Source organism: Bradyrhizobium sp. 23, from assembly GCF_023073295.1.
Lineage (GTDB): Bacteria > Pseudomonadota > Alphaproteobacteria > Rhizobiales > Xanthobacteraceae > Bradyrhizobium > Bradyrhizobium canariense_D.
In genome coordinates, this window is record NZ_JADPJF010000103.1 from 215707 (window position 1) to 235867 (window position 20161).

At 64.8% G+C, this 20161-nt stretch carries 14 protein-coding genes; 8 read left to right on the top strand and 6 right to left on the bottom strand.

What is annotated here, in order from left to right; all coding sequences use genetic code 11:
* From IVB32_RS26105 to IVB32_RS26125, 5 genes are all read left to right on the top strand, one after another.
* A partial coding sequence (locus tag IVB32_RS26105) for an outer membrane beta-barrel protein (protein WP_247411807.1) occupies positions 1-563 on the top strand: 563 nt, incomplete at its 5' end.
* Positions 564-728: 165 nt separating this feature from the next.
* Positions 729-2882: a methyl-accepting chemotaxis protein gene (locus IVB32_RS26110; protein ID WP_018458162.1), complete on the top strand. Its 2154-nt coding sequence runs from the start codon at positions 729-731 to the stop codon at positions 2880-2882.
* Positions 2883-2977: 95 nt separating this feature from the next.
* Entirely contained in the window at positions 2978-4039 is a 1062-nt protein-coding gene (locus tag IVB32_RS26115) for an MBL fold metallo-hydrolase (protein WP_018458161.1), read from the top strand.
* Between the two features lie 201 nt (positions 4040-4240).
* A complete protein-coding gene (gene hemA, locus IVB32_RS26120; protein WP_018458160.1) occupies positions 4241-5470 on the top strand; it encodes a 5-aminolevulinate synthase in 1230 nt (409 codons plus the stop codon).
* A gap of 390 nt (positions 5471-5860) precedes the next feature.
* Positions 5861-9370 (top strand): hybrid sensor histidine kinase/response regulator, encoded by a 3510-nt coding sequence (locus IVB32_RS26125; protein ID WP_026233515.1) that lies wholly within the window; start codon positions 5861-5863, stop codon positions 9368-9370.
* 10 nt (positions 9371-9380) lie between these two features.
* Here IVB32_RS26125 and IVB32_RS26130 read toward each other — a convergent pair whose 3' ends face one another.
* The 3 genes from IVB32_RS26130 to IVB32_RS26140 all read right to left on the bottom strand — a co-directional run bounded on the left by IVB32_RS26130 (position 9381) and on the right by IVB32_RS26140 (position 11491).
* Positions 9381-9884 carry a cytochrome P460 family protein gene (locus IVB32_RS26130; RefSeq protein ID WP_018458158.1) on the bottom strand — a complete coding sequence of 168 codons (504 nt, stop codon included), beginning with the start codon at positions 9882-9884 and terminating at the stop codon, positions 9381-9383.
* Between the two features lie 119 nt (positions 9885-10003).
* Complete coding sequence (locus tag IVB32_RS26135; protein ID WP_018458157.1) at positions 10004-11035, bottom strand: alpha/beta hydrolase; 1032 nt, start codon at positions 11033-11035, stop codon at positions 10004-10006.
* 36 nt (positions 11036-11071) lie between these two features.
* Positions 11072-11491, bottom strand: coding sequence for an organic hydroperoxide resistance protein (locus tag IVB32_RS26140; protein WP_018458156.1), 420 nt, complete (start codon positions 11489-11491; stop codon positions 11072-11074).
* A gap of 197 nt (positions 11492-11688) precedes the next feature.
* Between IVB32_RS26140 and IVB32_RS26145 the strand changes: the two genes are divergently transcribed.
* On the top strand, positions 11689-14529 hold the full coding sequence (locus tag IVB32_RS26145) for a winged helix-turn-helix domain-containing protein (RefSeq protein ID WP_018458155.1): 2841 nt from the start codon (positions 11689-11691) through the stop codon (positions 14527-14529).
* A 945-nt stretch (positions 14530-15474) separates the two neighbouring features.
* Here the strand turns inward: IVB32_RS26145 and IVB32_RS26150 are convergent.
* On the bottom strand, positions 15475-16146 hold the full coding sequence (locus tag IVB32_RS26150; RefSeq protein ID WP_018459987.1) for a response regulator transcription factor: 672 nt from the start codon (positions 16144-16146) through the stop codon (positions 15475-15477).
* A 343-nt stretch (positions 16147-16489) separates the two neighbouring features.
* On the opposite strand from IVB32_RS26150, the gene IVB32_RS26155 reads away from it, so the two are divergent.
* Entirely contained in the window at positions 16490-18115 is a 1626-nt protein-coding gene (locus tag IVB32_RS26155; protein ID WP_018459988.1) for an MFS transporter, read from the top strand.
* A 61-nt stretch (positions 18116-18176) separates the two neighbouring features.
* Here the strand turns inward: IVB32_RS26155 and IVB32_RS26160 are convergent, their stop codons facing one another.
* The gene (locus IVB32_RS26160) at positions 18177-18650 is read right to left on the bottom strand and encodes a secondary thiamine-phosphate synthase enzyme YjbQ (RefSeq protein WP_026233919.1); all 474 of its coding nucleotides are present in this window, start codon (positions 18648-18650) and stop codon (positions 18177-18179) included.
* Between the two features lie 133 nt (positions 18651-18783).
* A complete protein-coding gene (locus IVB32_RS26165) occupies positions 18784-19314 on the bottom strand; it encodes a hypothetical protein (RefSeq protein WP_026233920.1) in 531 nt (176 codons plus the stop codon).
* Positions 19315-19704: 390 nt separating this feature from the next.
* Here IVB32_RS26165 and IVB32_RS26170 point away from each other — a divergent pair, with 390 nt between their 5' ends.
* Positions 19705-20079 (top strand): AtpZ/AtpI family protein, encoded by a 375-nt coding sequence (locus IVB32_RS26170; protein WP_018459992.1) that lies wholly within the window; start codon positions 19705-19707, stop codon positions 20077-20079.
* Positions 20080-20161: the final 82 nt, after the last annotated feature.

The following is a 20161-nucleotide window of genomic DNA, read 5'->3' on the forward strand; positions in this document are numbered from 1 at the left end:
GCGGCGCGTTCTCCAGCGACAACAATTTCAGCGGCCTCTCCACCGGCAATAACGGCAACGGCCGTTTCCTCGGCGGTCTGCAGGCCGGTGCGGACTGGCAGTTCAACCCGAACTTCGTTGTCGGCGTCGAAGGCCAGTATTCCTGGCTCTCCGGCAGCGTCGGCGCGGTGTTCCCAGCCGGCGTCGCCTACACCAACGACCAGCGCGGTCTCGGCTCGATCACCGGCCGCGTCGGCTACACCTGGGGTCCGGGCCTGCTCTACGTGAAGGGCGGCTACGCCTATTCCGACAACAACGAGAAGGTGACCGTCGGCGGCGTGCCGACCGGCTTCATCATCAGCGGCGACCACCGCAACGGCTACACCGTCGGCGCCGGCCTCGAATACATGTTCGCGCCGAACTGGTCAGCCAAGGCCGAGTACCAGTACTACAATTTCGGCGACGCCCACTTCACCGCGGGCCCGCTGGCGGGAACCGGCAACTTCACCACCGACGACCACACCATCAAGGCGGGCGTCAACTACCGCTTCAACTGGGCCAACTCGGCGGTCGCGCGCTACTGAACGGTTATCAAAGCCTTATCATGATGAAGGGCCGGCATCGTTGCCGGCCCTTCTTTTTTCGCTGTGCGGAACGCAACGCAACCAATTGAGCAACTTGCGATTTTTTAACCTGCCCCGAGGATACTCCGCCGCGAAAACATAAAGATCATGCGTGGGGGAATTTCGATGGCGATCCGTCTGGGCCTTGGCCGTTTGCTTGGTGGTATCCGGCCTCGTTTCAAAATGCCGACATGGGGCGTGCGCGGCAGCCTGTTCACGGCCTTCGCAGTGATCGCGGGCATGGGTCTCGTGATCGCGGCCGGCGCCGGCTTCGTCTTCAACCATCTCGGCAGCACTATGATGGACCTGAGCGGCCGCGATATCCCCCGCCTTTCCGCAAGCCTTCAACTCGCATCGCAAAGCGCAACGCTCGCGGCGCAGGGGCCGGGCCTGCTGGCGTCGCCGTCCGACGAGGCGCTGAACGAACGCACCAAGAAGGTGCAGGAGATCCAGCAGCTTGCCATGGCCAAGCTTGGCGAGATCATCGAGCTCGGCGCCGACAAGCAGATCGCAACCGCGTTGCGCGACACCGCCAAGAGCATCGACGAGGCGACCCAGAGCCTGGTGTCAGCCGCGCGCGAGCGGCTCGATACCGGCGCGCTGCATGACAAGCAATATGAAGCACTCCGCAAGGCGCAGCTCACCTTCGTCGGTGCGGCCGGTCCTGCCATGCTGGATGCGCAGACGCGTCTGAACGCGATCCTCGGTGCGGCGGAAGTTTCCGCTGACGATGCCACCGAAGCCGCCCGCACCGTCTCCCAGGTCGCGACCATCTCCGCCAACGGCAATCTGATGGCCGCCGACATGATGGCGGCGCTGTCGGCCAACAACAGCGATACGCTGGAGGCGATCGAGAAGGAGTTCAAGGCGACGCGCGACCGTGTCAAGTCGAACCTCGAGGACCTGCCGAACATGGCCTCGATGCAAGCGGTGCGCGACACCGTGCAAAAGCTGTTCGCCTTCGGCGAAGGCAAGTCCGGCGTGTTCAAGATCCGCCAGAAGGAGCTCGACGCCATCGACTACGGCCAGACCATCCTGGACGAGACCCGCAAGCTCAATGTCGGCCTCGGCATCAGCGTGCAGCAGCTGGTCGAGGGTGTGCAGAAGGAGACCAACGCGTCGACCTTCCAGGCGCGGCAGGAGATCTCGCTCGCGACCACCGCGATGCTGGCGCTCGGCGCACTGACGCTGGTCGGCTCGGCGCTGTTCGTCTGGCTCTATGTCGGCCGCAACATCCTGCGCCGCATTCGCGAGCTTCAACGCGCCATGCAGTTGCTCTCGGCCGGCGACCTTGACACCGAGATCGTCCGCTCCCGGCAGAACGACGAGATCGGCGCGATGAAGGAAACGCTGACGGTGTTCCGCGACAGCATGATCGAAGCCCGGGCGCTTGCGAGCGAGCAGGACAGGGATCGCATCGCCAAGGCCGAGCGTGCGGCGCAGATGGAGGCGAAGATCGCCGGGTTCGAGAGTACGGTGCGCTCCGCACTCGACAATCTCGCGCAGTCGGCCAATTCGATGCAATCGACCGCGCAGAGCATGTCGACCACGGCAGACCAGTCCAATGCGCTGGTGAACGCGGTTGCCTCCGCAGCCGAAGAGACCTCGGTCAACGTGCAGACCGTATCGTCAGGCACCGAGCAGCTCTCGTCCTCGATCGAGGAAATCAGCAAGCAGGTCGTCACCTCGGCCGCGATCGCCAGGAAGGCGGTCGACGAAGCGGGCGCGACCGACGCCACCGTGCAGAGCCTCGCCGACAGCGCGAGCCGCATCAGCGTGGTGGTCGACCTGATTCAGACCATCGCCTCGCAGACCAATCTGCTGGCGCTCAACGCCACCATCGAGGCGGCGCGCGCGGGCGAAGCCGGCCGCGGCTTCGCGGTGGTCGCCTCCGAGGTGAAGAGCCTCGCGAGCCAGACCGCCAAGGCCACGGAGGAGATCCGTAGCCAGATCGCCAGCATGCAGTCAGTGACGACGTCGGCGGTCGGCGCCATCCAGGGCATCGGCCGGATCATCGGCGAGATCAACGACGTCACTACGACGATCGCCGCCGCCGTCGAGGAACAGGGCGCGGCGACACGCGAGATCGCCCGCAACATCCAGCATGCGGCCGGTGGCACCAGCGAGGTTTCCAGCAACATCGTCGGCGTCTCCACGGCTTCGGCGGAAGCCGGCGCAGCGGCGAACGAAGTGCTCGGCGCCTCCGACGCGCTCCGCCGCGAAGCCGACATGCTGCGCGGAGAGATCGACGCGTTCCTCAACAACATGCGGGCTGCGTAAGGCGCCGTTCCGTAGCCCGGAATGACCGCTATGCAGGCCGCGCCAGCGTTCTTTTTCGGCTGGCGCGCCGTGACGGGCGGGTTTAAGCCGGTAGGATGAACGCAAAGACCGACACCGTGCAGTCCTCCGCCGACGCCCTGCGCTATCCCTGGGAACAGCATCCCGGCCCCGAACAGGTCGTCGAGGTGAAGCCAGGAGTGTTGTGGGCGCGGCTGAAGCTGCCGTTCCGCCTCAACCATGTGAACATCTACCTGCTCGCCGATGGTGACGGCTATGCCATGATCGATGCCGGCTTCGGCAATGAGGAGACGATCGAAGCCTGGACGAAGCTGTTCGACGGGCCGCTGAAGGGCGTCAACATCACGCGCCTGATCGTGACCCATTCCCATCCCGATCATGTCGGTCTGGCCGGGTGGATCGTCGAGCGGTTCAACTGCCCGCTCGTGATGTCGCAGGTCGAATATCTGCAATCGGTCTATCACCAGAACCGCGGCACCGAGGAGCGGCAGGAAGCGCAGCGGCTGTTCTTCCGCCGCCATGGCATGGACGAGTCGCTCACCGAAAAACTGCTCGGCCGCGGCCAGGACTATCTCAAGCGCGTCTCGGTGCTGCCGCCGTCCTACCGCCGCATCTCGCATGGCGATGACGTCGTGATCGGCACGCGCCGCTTCAAGGTGATCACCGGCGGCGGTCACGCGCTCGACCAGGTGATGCTGTACTGCGCCGACGACAAGCTGTTCCTCTCGGCCGACCAGGTGCTGAGCAAGATCTCGCCGAACGTCAGCGTGTGGGCGGTCGAACCCGACCAGAACTCGCTCGGCGAATATCTGGCCTCGCTCGCCCGCCTCACCACGACTCTCCCCTATGACGTGCTGGTGCTGCCTGGCCACGGCGTGCCGTTCTACGGGCTCAAGACCCGCATCAAGCAGCTCGCCGATCACCATGAGGAGCGCTGCCGCCTGATCGCGGAAGCCTGCCGCGAGGTGCCGCAGACCTCGCGCGCCCTGGTGCCCGTGGTGTTTAACAAGCACGTTCTGGACGAACATCAGATGGGTTTCGCTGCCGGCGAACTGGTCGCCCACGTCAATTACATGATCGTCGAGGGCCGGCTGACGGCCGAGACGCAGGACGGCGTGTTGCAGTTCAGGACGACCTGAGCGCTGACTTCAATTCAGCGGATGGTGCAGAGCAACATTGCATCTCGCGCGAACTTGATCCGGATCAAGTTTCAAATCGCACGATAGGGCATTTTGCCCAAATGCCCCGCAGGTCCAAATGTGGGATAGCGCATAGACATTGGAGCTGGAAAAGCTCTAAGGATATGCGGGTCTTTGGTCGGTTCCGCTGCAGGTTTGACGATGGATTACGCCCAGTTTTTCAATTCCGCCCTTGATCGTCTCCACACCGAGCGGCGCTACCGCGTGTTCGCCGATCTCGAGCGCATTGCCGGCCGGTTCCCGCATGCGCTCTGGCACTCGCCCAAGGGCAAGCGCGACGTCGTGATCTGGTGCTCCAACGATTATCTCGGCATGGGCCAGCACCCGAAGGTGGTGGGCGCGATGGTCGAGACCGCGACCCGCGTCGGCACCGGCGCCGGCGGCACCCGCAACATCGCCGGCACGCATCATCCGCTGGTGCAGCTCGAGGCCGAGCTCGCCGATCTCCACGGCAAGGAAGCCTCGCTGCTCTTCACGTCCGGCTACGTCTCGAACCAGACCGGCATCGCGACCATCGCAAAGCTCATTCCGAACTGCCTGATCCTGTCCGACGAGCTCAACCACAATTCGATGATCGAGGGCATCCGCCAGTCCGGCTGCGAGCGGGTCGTGTTCCGCCACAACGACCTCGCCGATCTCGAAGCACTGTTGAAGGCTGCGGGCCCGAGCCGGCCCAAGCTGATCGCCTGCGAGAGTCTTTATTCGATGGACGGCGACATCGCCCCGCTCGCTAAGATCTGCGACCTCGCCGAGAAGTACGGCGCGATGACCTATGTCGACGAGGTCCACGCCGTCGGCATGTACGGCCCGCGCGGCGGCGGCATCGCCGAGCGCGACGGCGTGATGCATCGCATCGACATTCTCGAAGGCACGCTGGCCAAGGCGTTCGGCTGCCTCGGCGGCTACATCGCCGCCAACGGCCAGATCATCGACGCCGTGCGCTCCTATGCGCCGGGCTTCATCTTCACCACCGCGCTGCCGCCGGCGATCTGCTCGGCCGCGACCGCCGCGATCAAGCATCTGAAGACGTCAAGCTGGGAGCGCGAGCGTCACCAGGACCGTGCCGCCCGAGTCAAGGCGATCCTCAACGCCGCCGGCCTGCCGGTGATGTCGAGCGACACCCACATCGTCCCGCTGTTCATCGGCGATGCCGAGAAGTGCAAGCAGGCTTCCGACCTCTTGCTCGAACAGCACGGCATTTACATCCAGCCGATCAACTATCCGACGGTCGCCAAGGGCTCCGAACGCCTGCGCATCACGCCCTCGCCCTATCACGACGACGGCCTGATCGATCAACTCGCCGAAGCCCTGCTGCAGGTGTGGGACCGCCTGGGTCTGCCGCTCCGCGAGAAGTCGCTGGCGGCGGAGTAGGCTTCTTCGCCTTCTCTTTCGATCTAAGTTTCACCGTCCCGGAGCTACCCCCTCCCCACCGTCCCCCAAGGGGGAAGGGAGCGAGAGAGTTGCGCCTCCCTTAGGTCGGCGGAGCCGCACAGCGTAGCGGTCGGTCTCGAATTTCCTGCAACGCGGACGGTCTCTCCGTTCCCTCCCCCTTGTGGGGGAGGGTCAGGGAGGGGGTACCACGCGGGGACTCTCTCGGGGAGCCAGAAGCAGCGCAGCTTTAAGGCAGCCGCTTAACGACAACTCCGGTTCCCGCCGTGGCACGGCATTTCGCTGTCGCCTCCACCCGTCCAACGCGCTAGATTTACAGGGAAAATGAGATCGGGCGCGGCCAGCGCGCGCCCCGGGAGAAGCACGCTCGCCATGCTGCACGATTGGGGCGTGATCGCCGCCGCCTTCGGCTATATCGGCTTTCTGTTCCTGGTGGCGAGCCATGGCGACCGCCGCTCGCCGGCCGGGCGCGGCCGCGCCTCGGGGCTGATCTATCCGCTGTCGCTGGCGATCTACTGCACCTCCTGGACCTTCTTCGGCTCGGTCGGCTTCGCCACCCGCACCTCCACCGACTTCCTCGCGATCTATGTCGGCCCGATCCTGATGATCGGACTCGGAGCCGGCGTGCTGCGCCGCGTGATCCAGCTCGCGAAGGCCCACAACATCACCTCGATCGCCGACTTCATCGGCGCGCGCTACGGCAAGAGCCAGGCAGTGGCGGCAACCGTCGCGCTGATCGCCATCATCGGCTCGGTGCCCTACATCGCGCTCCAGCTCAAGGCGGTCGCCTCCTCGCTCGAAACCATCCTGAGCGAAGACCAGGCCTTCTCCCACATCCCGATCATCGGCGACGTGGCGCTGATCGTGACGCTGGCGATGGCGGCCTTCGCGGTGCTGTTCGGCACGCGGCAGACGGACGCCACCGAGCACCAGCACGGCCTGATGCTGGCGGTCGCAACCGAATCCATCATCAAGCTCGTCGCCTTCCTCGCTGCGGGCACCTTCGTCACGTTCTGGATGTTCTCGCCGCACGAACTGATCGAGCGCGCGATGAAGACACCGGAGGCGGTGCGCGTCATCAACTATTCGCCGTCGATCGGCAACTTCCTGACCATGACGCTGCTGTCGCTGTGCGCGATCATGCTGCTGCCGCGCCAGTTCCACGTCAGCGTGGTGGAGAATTCCTCGGACGCCGAGGTCGGTCGCGCGCGCTGGCTGTTTCCGCTCTATCTCGTCGCCATCAATCTGTTCGTGATCCCGATCGCGCTCGCCGGCCTCGTCAGCTTCCCGTTCGGCGCCGCCGATCCTGACATGTACGTGCTGGCGCTGCCGATGGAGGGCGGCGCGGATCTGCTCAGCGTCGCCGTCTTCGTCGGCGGGTTGTCGGCGGCGACCGCGATGGTGATCGTCGAATGCGTCGCGCTCTCCATCATGGTTTCGAACGACCTCGTGGTGCCCCTGGTGCTGCAACGACGGCCGGAGGGGCGCACCGGCGGTGCCGATTTCAGCGACTTCCTGTTGCGTTCGCGCCGGCTCGCGATCTTCGCCATCATGGTGATGGCCTATTTCTACTACCGCGCGCTCGGCAACACCCAGCTCGCGGCGATCGGCCTGCTGTCTTTTGCCGCCATCGCCCAGCTTGCACCAAGCTTCTTCGGTGGACTGCTGTGGCGGCGCGCGACCGCGCGCGGCGCGATCGGCGGCATGCTGGTCGGCTTCGCAGTGTGGCTCTACACGCTCTTCATCCCGAGCTTCATGGATACCTCGACGGCGGGCATCCTGCTGCTCCAGCACGGCCCGTTCGGGATCGAGGCGCTGCGGCCGCAGGCGTTGTTCGGCGCCGATTTGCCGCCGCTGATGCACGGCGTGGTCTGGTCGCTGTCGCTCAACATCCTCACCTACGTGCTGCTGTCGCTGGCGCGCCGGCCGTCTTCGATCGAGCTGGTCCAGGCCGATCTGTTCGTCCCCAACACGCTCGCGCCAATTTCCCCGAATTTCCGCCGCTGGCGCACCACGGTCACGGTGCAGGACATCCAGACCACGGTAGCGCAATATCTCGGGCCTGACCGCGCGCGGCATTCGTTCGAGGCCTTATCCGCGCGGCGCAATGTGCGGCTGGAGTCCGGGGCGCCCGCCGATTTCGAGCTGCTGCAGCACGCCGAGCACCTGATCGCCTCCTCGATCGGCGCAGCCTCCTCGCGTCTCGTAATGTCGCTGCTGCTGCGCAAACGGACGGTCTCCGCCAAGGCTGCGCTAAAACTGCTCGACGATTCCCATGCGGCGCTGCATTTCAACCGCGAGATCCTCCAGACCGCGCTTAACCATGTGCGCCAGGGCATCGCGGTGTTCGATGCCGATCTGCAACTGATCTGCTCCAACCGGCAGTTCGGCGATCTCCTCAACGTTCCTCCGCATTTCATCCAGTTCGGCACGCCATTGCGTGAAATCCTGGAATTCATGGGCGTGAGCGAGCCGGCCGATCCGATCGAGCGCGAGGCCATGCTGGAGCGCCGGCTGGTGGCTTACACCACCGACGGCGAGCCTTATCTCGAGCGCCTGCCCGACCGCCACATGGTGATCGAGATCTTGACCAACCGCATGCCCGGCGGCGGCTTCGTCATTACCTTCACCGACGTCACGCCCACGTTCGAGGCGGCCGAAGCGCTGGAGAGGGCCAATGCGACGCTGGAAAAGCGGGTGCGCGACCGCACCGAGGAGCTGACCCGGCTGAATTCCGAGCTGGCGCTGGCCAAGAGCGCGGCCGAAGACGCCAGCATCTCCAAGACCCGCTTTCTCGCCGCCGCAAGCCACGACATTCTCCAGCCGCTGAACGCGGCGCGGCTCTATGTCACGAGCCTGGTCGAGCGTCAGCACAGCGGCGAGGAGACACGGCTGGTCGAGAACATCGACGAATCGCTCCAGGCGATCGAGGAAATTCTCGGCGCGCTGCTCGACATCTCCAGGCTCGACGCCGGCGCGATGACGACCTCGATCTCGAGCTTCAAGATGGCCGATCTGATGCGCTCGCTGGAGATCGAGTTCGCGCCGATCGCACGCGCGAAGAATCTGGCTCTCGTGTTCGTGCCGTGTTCGCTGCCCGTCGAGTCGGATCGTCTCTTGCTGCGGCGGCTGCTCCAGAACCTGATCTCCAACGCGATCAAATATACTCCACGCGGGCGCGTGCTGGTCGGCTGCCGCCGCCGCGGCGCCACGCTGAAGATCTGCGTCTACGACACCGGCGTCGGCATCCCGACGGTCAAGCGCGGCGAGATCTTCAAGGAATTTCACCGCCTCGAGCAGGGTGCGCGGATCGCCCGCGGCCTCGGCCTGGGCCTGTCGATCGTCGAGCGGCTGGCGCGCGTGCTCAAGCACGACATTGCCATCGATTCCAATGTCGGCGGCGGCTCGGTGTTTTCCGTGACGGTGCCGACGGCGAAGGCGATCACCCACACCGCGGCCGTGACCAGTGCGACGCCGCTCGCACGCACCTCGATCTCGGGTACCCTGATCGTCTGCATCGAGAACGACGCCGCGATCCTCGACGGCATGCGCACGCTGCTGAAAGCCTGGGACGCCGAAGTGATCGCGGTCGCCGATCCCGAGGCCGCGATCGCCGCAATCGAGACTGCGGGCCGCCGCGTGACCGGCCTGCTGGTCGATTACCATCTCGACCGCGGCAACGGCATCGCCGCGATCCGCGACATCCGCCGCCGCTTCGGTGACGGCATCCCCGCGATCCTGATCACCGCCGACCGCAGCCCCGCCGTGCAAATGGCTGCGCGCGACGAAAAGGTTGCGGTGCTCAACAAGCCGGTCAAGCCGGCTTCGCTGCGCGCCCTGCTCGGCCAGTGGCGCACGCAGCAGATGGTGGCTGCGGAGTGAAACTCCGCACTCAGGGCGCAAGCCTTGTAAACACGTAGTCGCGACACTTCACACGAGCTTCGTGGCACGCGAAGCAGGTGCGATGCTGGGCCTCGTCGACCGGCTTGCCGTTGATGAAGCGACCAAATCCCCAGCCGCCGGTCGAGGCATATTTTTTGGAATCCTTGACCATCACCTGGACGGTGGTGGCTTCACCGGGAATCGTCGCGGACGCAAATTCGGGCGACTGTTTCCGCTTCCAGGCCCGCTTGACCAGAATTGTGCCGTCCGGGAACGGAAGCTTGTTGTCTTGATAAGCATCGATCGCGGTCCTGTTGCCGACGACGGCACGCAGCTCGTCCAGGGGAGCCGCCTCCTCGGCCGGCGCGATCAGCTCCCACTGCTTGTAGCCCTCCGGCACAGTGACGCCGAAGATGGGCGAGGCATCCGCCGGGCCCTGCGCGAAAGCGATCGTGACCAGATAGGGCACGCAGGTCAGGACAACGACGAGGAGGAGCACGGCAAGCACGATCATCGTCGTAGAAGACGGAACTTTTGACTTTTCGGATTTCATTTTCGCTGACGCTTCATTGAACTGCGTTCGCATGTCAGGCCTCGGTCCGGCCTTGCCGGACCGAGGCGCTGCCAAAATCCTCAGGCGCCGCCGTCGGCGTCGATGACGGCCTTGGCAAAGGCTTGCGGTGCTTCCTGCGGCAGATTGTGGCCGATGCCCCCGGTGATCAGGCGATAGTCGTACCGGCCCGAGAATTTCTTGGCATAGGCGCTTGGATCGGGATGTGGCGCGCCGTTGGCATCGCCTTCCATCGTGATCGCCGGGACGCTGATGACGGGAGCTGCGGCAAGCTTCTTTTCGAGCTCCTCGTACTTCGCCTCGCCCTGGGCGAGTCCGAGCCGCCAGCGGTAATTGTGGATGGTGATCGCGACGTGATCCTTGTTGTCCAGCGCCGCCGCGCTGCGCTCGAAAGTGGCGTCGTCGAACTTCCACTGCGGCGAAGCGAGCTTCCAGATCAGTTTTGCGAAATCATGCGTGTACTTCTCGTATCCGGCGCGGCCGCGCTCGGTCGCGAAATAAAACTGGTACCACCATTGCAGCTCGGCCGACGGCGGCAGCGGCGCGTTGCCCGCGGCCTGGCTGGAGATCAGATAGCCGCTGACCGAGACCAGCGCGCGGCAGCGCTCCGGCCAGAGCGCGGCGATGATGTCGGCGGTGCGCGCGCCCCAATCAAAACCGGCGACCACCGCTTTCTTGATGTCGAGCTTGTCCATCAGCGCGATGATATCGGCTGCCATTGCCGCGGGCTCGCCGTTGCGCGGCGTCTCGGCGGAGAGGAAGTGGGTCGAGCCGTAACCACGGAGATAGGGAATGATGACGCGATAGCCGGCCTTTGCCAGGATTGGCGCGACGTCGACGAAGGCGTGAATGTCGTAGGGCCAGCCGTGCAGCAGGATCGCGACGGGGCCGTTCGCAGGACCGGCCTCCGCGTAGCCGACGTTGAGGACGCCGGCATCGATCTGCTTGATCGCGCCGAACGACGCATTCCTTGCGGAAGAGCGCGTCGCTTGCGATTCGGCGCGGGCGAGGCCGATCACGCCGAGGCCGGCGGCGACAGTTCCCGCGGCGATGCCGAAAAACTGGCGGCGGTGCTGATCGATGATCTGTTTCATGATGCTGCTACCTTTCTGATAGTTGGAGGTGGTGCGTCAGATCAGTGCGACCGTGACGTCGATGTTGCCGCGGACGGCCTTGGAATAGGGACAGGTCTGATGCGCCTCATCGACGAGGCCGCGCGCGATCTCGCGATCGAGGCCGGGCAGGCTGACATCGAGGCGTGCCCTGAGCGAATAGGCGCCCTCGTCGAGCACGAGGTCGATCTCCGCATCGATCGCACATTTCCTGGGGAGCTCGATCTTCCGCTTGCGGGCCGCGATTTCCATCGCGCCTTCGAAGCAGGCCGACCAGCCGGCCGCGAACAATTGCTCGGGATTGGTACCGATGCCGTTGCCGCCCGGCGGCGACAGCTTGACATCCAGACGGCCGTCGGAACTGCGCGATATCCCGTCCTGCCGCCCGCCACTGGTGCGGGTCCGGGCCGTGTAGAGCAATTTTGCCGCTTGGGTCATGAATGTCTCCTTGCCATCGCGCAACTCACTAGCAGCGGCTGCCGCGACACACCCGTTGGGACTTGTGAGAAGTTGTGAGGTCTCGGTTCGCGCGCCTCACAGGACCTGCATCCGCGGTCCGATCGCGGCGTGGGACGGCCTTGCCGGATTGCGATCATCTGGCTATCCGGTCCGTTCCAAAAGATCAGGATTCCGCCATGACCGAGCCGGCCGGCACCGCAACGGGAACCCTCTCGTTTGGGCCATTCACTGTGACGCCGCACGAAAGACTCGTCATGCGCGACGGCGTCGCGCTGCCGCTCGGTGCAAAGGCCTTCGACACGCTGCTCGCGCTGATGTCGCGGCCGAACCAGGTCGTCAGCAAGTATGATCTGATGGCGCTGGTGTGGCCCGGCATGACAGTCGAGGACGCCAATCTGCGCTTTCACGTCGCGGCGCTTCGCAAGGCCCTTGGCGACGGCAGGGACGGTGCCCGCTACATCACGACGCTCTCCGGCCGCGGCTATTGCTTCGTGGCGCCGATCTCGCAGGCGGCTATCGCGGCAGATCGGCGCACCGTAGCGCGAACGGAATTGCCGCCCGTCAAACTGCCGAACCGGCTGCAACGAATGGTCGGGCGCGACGATGCGGTCGCCGCCGTCTCCGACAGGCTGATCCGCTCGCGCTTCGTCACGATCGTCGGCCCGGGCGGTGTCGGCAAGACCGCCGTTGCCGTTGCCATCGCTCACGATCTGCTCGCGACATTCTCCGACGCCGCACATTTCGTCGATCTTGCCGCGCTGAGCGATCCCGATCTCGTGATCACCTCGATCCTGCTGATGCTGGGCTTGCCGGCGCAAACCGACGATCCCCTGCCTGCGCTGCTCGCGCATCTCCGGGACAAGCGGATGCTGCTGATCCTCGACAATTGCGAACACGTCATCGCAGCCGCGGCCCCGCTGGCCGCCGAGATCTTCCACGCCGCACCGAATATCTACATTCTGGCGACGAGCCGCGAAGCCCTGCGGGTCGAGGGCGAGCAGGTGTATCGGCTGGCGCCGCTTGCCGTTCCGCCCGACCATCCCGGTCTGACGGCGGCCGCGGCGCAGACTTATCCTGCACTTCAACTCTTCCTCGAACGTGCCACGGCCGGTGGCGCGCAGATCGCGCTCGACGATGCCAATGCAGCGATCGTCGCCGGGATCTGCCGCAAGCTGGACGGCATGGCGCTGGCAATCGAACTCGCCGCCGGCCGGGTCGAAGCCTACGGCCTGGAGCAGACCGCGGCACTGCTCGACGAGCGCCTCAATCTGCTCTGGCAGGGCCAGCGCACGGCGCCGCCGCGACAGAAGACGTTGCAGGCGACGCTGGCATGGAGCTACGGGCTCTTGTCCGATATCGAACGTCTCGTGCTGCGCAGGCTCGCGGTTTTCGCCGGTCACTTCACTATCGACGCCGCACTCGAGATCGTGCCGGACGAACGCGTCGACCGCTCCCGCCTGTTCGATGCCATCGACGGCCTGGTGGCCAAGTCGATGGTCGCGGCGCGGCCGATTGGCGCCATGATGCGTTACCGTCTGCTCGACACGACGCGCGCCTATCTGCTCGAGATCGAACCTGATGACGCGGCGCTCGCCGCCCGCCACGCGACCTATTACCGGCAATGGCTGGAGCAGGCCGGCACGACATGGGCCACGGTGCCGAGCGCCGACGAGCGCGCGATCCACTTCTCCGCGCTTCACAACGTGCGCGCGGCGCTGGACTGGTGTTTTGGCACGGACGGCGATGCCAGCATCGGCATTGCACTGGCCGCAGCTGCAGCGCCAATTTTTCTCGCGATGTCGTTGCTGGTCGAGTGCCGGCGCTGGTCTGAACGGGCGCTGCTTGCGCTCGATCCTTCCTCGCGCGGCGGCGCCGAGGAAATGCACATCCAGGCCGCGCTCGGACTGACCTTGATGTTCACGCGCGGCGGCAGCGAAGCGGCGCGTGCCGCGTTGAGCCGAAGCCTTGCGATCGCCGAGGCGCGCGGCGACGCGCCGAACCAGCTCCAGCTGCTCGGGCGCATGCATATCTTCCACGAGCGGATGGGACAGTTCGACGCCGCGCTCGGCTATGCGCAGCAAAGCCTCACGGTCGCCGGGACACTCGGCGATGCCGCCTCCCTCGCCCTCGCCCATTCGCTCCTCGGTGTCTCCTTGCATCTTGCCGGCGAGCATCGCGACGCGTTGACGATGCTGGAGACCGCCTGGCATAAGCCGGGCACGGAACGGATCAGCACCGTCTATGGCTTCGATCACCGCAACCGGGCCGGCATCTCGCTCGCGCGCGAGTTTTGGTTGCAGGGCCGCCCCGCGGATGCGATGCAACTGGCCCGGCAGACGGTCGTCGAGGCCGCCCAGATGGACCATCCGATCACGCTCTGCATTGCGTTGATCTGGGCGGTCTCGATCGATCTCTGGAGCGGAGACCTCGATGCCGCGGAAGAGAACATCGACCGCTTCATCGCCCATGCCGAATCGCGCTCCATGGGGCCCTATCTTGCGGTCGGCCGCGGCGTCAAAGGCGAGCTGGCGATCCAGCGCGGCAATGCCGCCGAAGGCGTCGAGACGATCGGGACGTGTCTGCGTGAGCTCCACGATGCCGGTTACGAGTTGCTCACCACGACGTTCAACATCGCGCTTGTTCAGGGCTTGATGACGCTTGGGCAGATCGAGCGGAGCGCGCGCCTGCTCGACGACGCGATCCGCCTCGTCGAGCAAAGCGGCGATCATCTGTACATGCCCGAGCTGCTGCGCATGAAGGGCAGGGTTCTCTTGGCCAGAGCCCAGCCCGAGGCCGATCAAGCGGAAGCCCATTTCGTGCAATCACTGGCATTGAGTCGTCGCAAAGGTGCCAAGGCCTGGGAGCTGCGGGCCGCGATCGATCTCGCCGGTCTCCTTGTCGAACGCGGCCGGCGCGAGGAAGCGAAGCGGTGGCTTCAATTGGCGTATGAAGGCTTCGCCCAGGGCTCGGAAACAGCGGATATCAAGGCTGCCGAGAAGTTGTTGCAAACATTGTGACGCGGACTCTGGTGCGGAGTGAGGCGCGCACTCTCTCAAAGCGTCATTGCGAGCGCAGCGAAGCAATCCAGAATCTCTCCGCGGTAGGACGCTGGAACGCTTCGCTACGCTCGCAATGACGGAGCAAAGGGCAGCATCGCCATCCTCCAATTCAGGTTCAACTTGCAGACATGCCTTCGCGTCCTCGCGGCGCGTTTCGCCCGAGCTTTGCCTGGTCATTCCACCCTCAAAGCCAAGAGGGCGCAGGGAAGGCCGGGTGCCGGCTGGCACCCGCGGTCCGCTGCGCGAAAATGTAGCGCAAGGAAACCGCACAGCAGCATACAGGTGTAGCCAATCACTCGGCCTTCCCTGCGCGATGGTTGGACGGCTTATGCCGTGCTCTCCCGGGAGCCGAGTTCCTTTTGGCCTCCCTCGTCCCTGCGAAAGTCACCGGCACCGCGCCGGTTGACGCGGATGCCGCATTCGCCAGGGCTTGACCGTAGCAACGACGGCCAGGACCACACGGTTTTGCCGTACGCACGGCTCGCCATTTCGCCGCAGTTTTTCCAGCCCTGTCGACGGAGCCGGAAACTTACAGACGAGACGAAGCCTAGCAGCGCCGCTCGTCGGAACGCAGCCTTGGGCTCACGGAGAGCAATCCGCCCTGCCCTTGGCCTCTCGCACCCGAACGCTGCCGCGTCCACCGCAAGCCCGGCTCGCGAACATGACGACCACAAGATCGCCCCTCAAGGATGAGCCGGGATGCGCGACACATACGCCATTTCCGAATTTCGGTAAAGTGGAATATTTTTGCGGCGGCGGATTGACGGGGGCGACACAGAGGAGGTCCGGTAGCCCGGATGAGCGAAGCTATATCCGGGGTTTTCGCTAGCTAGCCGCACTAGCGGTCCCGGATGTCGCTTCGCTCATCCGGGCTACAGGCTGCGAGAGGCGCTCGCTACAGGCTCACCCCGTCGGGGTACCCTGCTTCCATTGGCCGCCGGCGATTTTCGCGGCGGCGATCACGGCTTGGGTCCGACTTTCGACGCCGAGCTTTTGCAGGATCGCCGAGACATGCGCCTTGATGGTGGCCTCGGAGACGCCGAGCTCATAGGCGATCTGCTTGTTGAGCAATCCCTCCGACAGCATCATCAGAACCCGGACCTGCTGCGGCGTCAGCGTCACCAGCCGGTCGCGCAGGCGCGTCATGTCGGGGTCGGCGACTGCCGACAGATCAGTGTCGGCGGGAACCCAGACGTCGCCCTCCATTACCTTGAGGATCGCGTCGCGCAAGGTGTCGACGCCGAAGCGCTTCGGGATGAACCCGGAGGCGCCGAAGTCGAGCGAGCGGCGGATGGTGGCGCTGTCGTCGGACGCCGAGACGATCACCACCGGAATAGCCGGATATTGCGCGCGCAGATAGATCAGGCCGGAAAAGCCGGAGATCCCGGGCATCGACAGGTCGAGCAGGATCAGGTCGACGTCGGAGGTCTGTTCCAAAAGCTTGGTCAGATCCTCGAACGATCCAGCCTCGTCGATCCTGGCCGAGCTCAGGACGCCCGTCACCGCCTGCCGCAACGCGTCGCGGAACAATGGGTGGTCATCGGCAATGATGAGATGGGTCGAGGGAGCGTTCATCGTTCTCTTGCTGGCAATCGCACCGGGCCAGTAAGCCGGCGCGGGGCCCTGGTCAATTCTTTCCCGACCAGCCGTGGCATGCAAGTGGACATTATCCCTTTGCGGCAACGGGGTTAATCCACAGGCCGGCACTATGTTGCCGGATGGAAGGCTCGCAGTGTCAGGCGAGCGTCAGTGTGAAAGGCCGAAAGTCGTATTGGGGCGGGTTTCACGCCAATGTTACCTTGGGGGCAAGGCTTGGGTTGATCCGGCATGACCGGACATCCAGGGCGCGAGGAAACGATTTTTCGGGGAGCGACTCAACATGTCGACAATGGCTGTGTCTCAAGCAGGCGCGGGAGGGATGACGAAGGACGAACGGTTCGTCATTCTCGCCTCCTCGCTCGGTACCGTCTTCGAGTGGTACGACTTCTATCTCTACGGTTCGCTGGCCGGCATCATCGGCGCGCAGTTCTTCTCGGCCTATCCGCCGGCAACCCGCGACATCTTCGCGCTGCTGGCCTTCGCGGCCGGCTTCCTGGTGCGCCCGTTCGGCGCGATCGTGTTCGGCCGTGTCGGCGACATCGTCGGCCGCAAATACACCTTCCTCGTCACCATCCTGATCATGGGTCTGTCGACTTTCATCGTCGGCCTGCTGCCCAACGCTGCCACCATCGGCATCGCGGCCCCGATCATCCTGATCGCGCTGCGTCTCGCCCAGGGCCTCGCGCTCGGCGGTGAATATGGCGGTGCGGCCACCTACGTCGCGGAGCATGCTCCGAACGGCAAGCGCGGTTACTACACCTCCTTCATCCAGACCACGGCGACGCTCGGCCTGTTCCTGTCGCTGCTGGTGATCCTGTTCACGCGCTCCGCGCTCGGCGAACCCGACTTCGCGGCATGGGGCTGGCGCATTCCGTTCCTGGTCTCCGTGCTGCTGCTCGGCGTTTCGGTCTGGATCCGGCTTCGCCTCAACGAATCCCCGATCTTCCAGAAGATGAAGGACGAGGGGAAGAGCTCGAAGGCCCCGCTGACGGAAGCCTTCGGCAACTGGCAGAACGGCAAGCTCGTGCTGCTGGCGCTGTTTGGCGGCGTGATGGGCCAAGGCGTGGTCTGGTACACTGGCCAATTCTACGCGCTGTTCTTCCTGCAATCGATCCTCAAGGTCGACGGCTACACCGCCAACCTGCTGATCGCCTGGTCGCTCCTGCTCGGGACCGGCTTCTTCATCGTGTTCGGCGTGCTCTCCGACAAGATCGGCCGCAAGCCGATCATCCTCGGCGGCTGCCTGATCGCGGCGCTGACCTTCTTCCCGATCTTCAAGATGATCACCACCAATGCCAACCCGGCGCTGGAAAAGGCGATCGAGTCGGTCAAGGTCGACGTGGTGGCAGATCCCGCAGGTTGCGGCGACTTGTTCAATCCGGTCGGCACCCGCGTCTTCACCTCGCCTTGCGACACGGCACGTGCCTACCTGTCGCAGTCGTCGGTCAAGTACTCGACCACGCCAGGTGCGGCAGGCTCCGGCGTGAAGGTGATGGTCAACGGCAAGGAAGTTCCCTACGCCAACGCCAAGGACGGCAATCCGGCAGTGCTCGCCGCCGTGCAGGGAGCCGGCTATCCGAAGGCCGGAGATGCGGGCATCGTGAAGATGGCGCATCCGTTCGACATCTTCCGTCCGCAGGTGGCCGCGGTCGTCGGATTGCTGTTCGTCCTGGTGCTCTTCGTCACCATGGTGTACGGCCCGATTGCCGCGATGCTGGTCGAACTGTTCCCGACCCGCATCCGCTACACCTCGATGTCGCTGCCCTACCACATCGGTAACGGCTGGTTCGGCGGCCTGCTGCCGGCGACCGCCTTCGCGATCGTGGCCTCGACGGGCGATATCTATGCGGGCCTCTGGTATCCGGTCATCTTCGCGTCGATTACCGTCGTGATCGGCTTGTTCTTCCTGCCGGAGACCAAGGACGTCGATATCAAGTCGACCTGATCGACGCAGATCGAGATCAACACCAACCGGCCGCGGTCTCCGCGGCCGGTTTTGTTTTGGCCTACTGATTGCTACCGAGGAATTGCAGCACCACCTCGCGCCGGTGCGGGCGGGCGCGATGCTCGATCAGATAGATCGCCTGCCAGGTGCCAAGCGCGAGCTTGCCGCTCAGGACCGGCACATGAAGCGAAGTCTGGGTCAGCATTGTCTTGACGTGCGCCGGCATGTCGTCCGGTCCCTCGGCATCATGCGTCCAGCCGGCGTTCTCGGGCGCGAGCCGGGACAGAGCCGTGGTGAGATCCACGAGCACGGAAGGGTCGGCGTTCTCCTGGATCGTCAGCGATGCGGAGGTGTGACGAACGAACAGCGTCAACGCGCCGTCTCGCGCGCCTGCCTCCGCCACGAACTTCGCAGCTTCAGCGGTGAGATCGGTGAAGCCGCGGCCGGGCGTCTGCACGGTCAGCAGCGACGATGCGATGGTGGTGGCTTGCACCGACGATGGCGCCGAGCGCGTGATGGATTTGGCTGATGTCATCATCACTCTCTCAATTCGGAAAGCTGCCATAGGTGGGCAAAGCGAAGCGTGCCCACCGACTCACGCAACGAAAACAAAAATGGTGGGCACGGCGCGTCGCGGCCTTGCCCACCCTACCGCATCTCGCCACGTGCTAAATCTTCCCCGACACGTCCTTCTGCACGCGGTTGGCCATGTCGATCAGCCGGCGCCAGGCCCTTTCCAGGAATGACATCACGCGATCGACGTCCTGGTCGCTCGGCAGCGGGATCTCGATCCTGCGCTCGCCCTCGGCGGCCTTTGGTGCTTGCGGCTCCGCCTTCTTGAGCGGATCGGTTTTCGGCAGCGCCTCGTCGATCTTGCCTGACACGGTCGGCCCCGCCGCAAGCCGTCCCTTCAGCGTCTCGACTTCGGCCTGGAGCCTGCCGATCTCGGCGTCGAGCGCGGTACGTTCATCGGGCACCGCGTAGCAGGCCCAGCCGGCGCCGCTGCGGGTGCAGGTCGACACCGTGCCGGTGCGGCTGTCGAGCCGCAGCACCCCCTCGGGGATGGGCGTCATGCTGTAGCGGCCGTTTTCGCTGTCGGGCGCGGATTGCGCGACGAGGCAGCCGCCGCTGATGGTCAACACCGCGGCGAACGCCGCCGCCGCCAGCCATGATGCTGTGGATGAATTCGCTGCTCTCATCGCGTTCTCCGCCACGACGCGCAGGTAGCACGTCCAAAGATGGCGCTCATAAAGGTGGCACGTCTCGCAATTCTACACCCCGGCGAGGCGATCCGCCGCCCAAAACGCGCCTTTGACATGAACGATCACGGCGCCCCCTTTGATCCCGGCAGCCGGGCGAAATGGCGACGGCATCCGCCGATCCAGCGGAGACCTGCTGCGGTGCGGCGTCACGCTGTGTGCAGCGCTGCCGCCCGCGCCGATATTGTAAGATAAATCAAATACATAACAGGAATGGACACAATCGTGACTTGGCTTGACTTGATTATGGGCCATCAGTATGGTCCGCGCGGCTTTTGAGGGTGGCGGGCGTAATTTCCATTCAACCGCGGCGTTTCGGGTCTTCGTTGCATGACACAGGGCACGGGACACGGCGAGAATGGAGATCGCGATAGATCGCCCGAGGAAGCTGCGCTTTCCGAACGGCTCGGAAATCTTGATCAGCGGTTGTCCGAATTTCGCGGCCGCCACGTCAAGACCGAGCAACCCGCAGGTGACGGTGAGGACAGAGCGGCCAGAGCCTCGGCGATGGCGCTTGGTTTTCGGTTATCCTCCGAGTTGGTCGCCGGGGTCGTTGTCGGAGCGGGGATTGGCTGGGGTTTCGACCGCTTGCTGTCGACGTCGCCTTTCGGATTCATCGTGTTCCTGCTGCTGGGCTTCGTCGCCGGCGTGGTGAATGTGGTGAGAACGGCAGGCGCGGGTCAAAACAGGCGCGGTGGTTCTTAGGCGGTCCACACCAGGAGAGGAATGATCGTGCCGGCTCGTGCCGGTACGGGCCGGGCCCGACCGGCAGACCGAGACCCGCCGG

Coding starts and splice junctions, on each gene's coding strand:
- IVB32_RS26155 (WP_018459988.1), top strand. CDS start 16,490: ATGACGAAGGACGAACGGTTCGTCATTCTCGCCTCCTCGCTCGGTACC.
- IVB32_RS26110 (WP_018458162.1), top strand. CDS start 729: ATGGCGATCCGTCTGGGCCTTGGCCGTTTGCTTGGTGGTATCCGGCCT.
- IVB32_RS26145 (WP_018458155.1), top strand. CDS start 11,689: ATGACCGAGCCGGCCGGCACCGCAACGGGAACCCTCTCGTTTGGGCCA.
- IVB32_RS26160 (WP_026233919.1), bottom strand. CDS start 18,650: ATGACATCAGCCAAATCCATCACGCGCTCGGCGCCATCGTCGGTGCAA.
- IVB32_RS26140 (WP_018458156.1), bottom strand. CDS start 11,491: ATGACCCAAGCGGCAAAATTGCTCTACACGGCCCGGACCCGCACCAGT.
- IVB32_RS26150 (WP_018459987.1), bottom strand. CDS start 16,146: ATGAACGCTCCCTCGACCCATCTCATCATTGCCGATGACCACCCATTG.
- IVB32_RS26130 (WP_018458158.1), bottom strand. CDS start 9,884: ATGATCGTGCTTGCCGTGCTCCTCCTCGTCGTTGTCCTGACCTGCGTG.
- hemA (WP_018458160.1), top strand. CDS start 4,241: ATGGATTACGCCCAGTTTTTCAATTCCGCCCTTGATCGTCTCCACACC.
- IVB32_RS26115 (WP_018458161.1), top strand. CDS start 2,978: ATGAACGCAAAGACCGACACCGTGCAGTCCTCCGCCGACGCCCTGCGC.
- IVB32_RS26125 (WP_026233515.1), top strand. CDS start 5,861: ATGCTGCACGATTGGGGCGTGATCGCCGCCGCCTTCGGCTATATCGGC.
- IVB32_RS26170 (WP_018459992.1), top strand. CDS start 19,705: ATGACACAGGGCACGGGACACGGCGAGAATGGAGATCGCGATAGATCG.
- IVB32_RS26165 (WP_026233920.1), bottom strand. CDS start 19,314: ATGAGAGCAGCGAATTCATCCACAGCATCATGGCTGGCGGCGGCGGCG.
- IVB32_RS26135 (WP_018458157.1), bottom strand. CDS start 11,035: ATGAAACAGATCATCGATCAGCACCGCCGCCAGTTTTTCGGCATCGCC.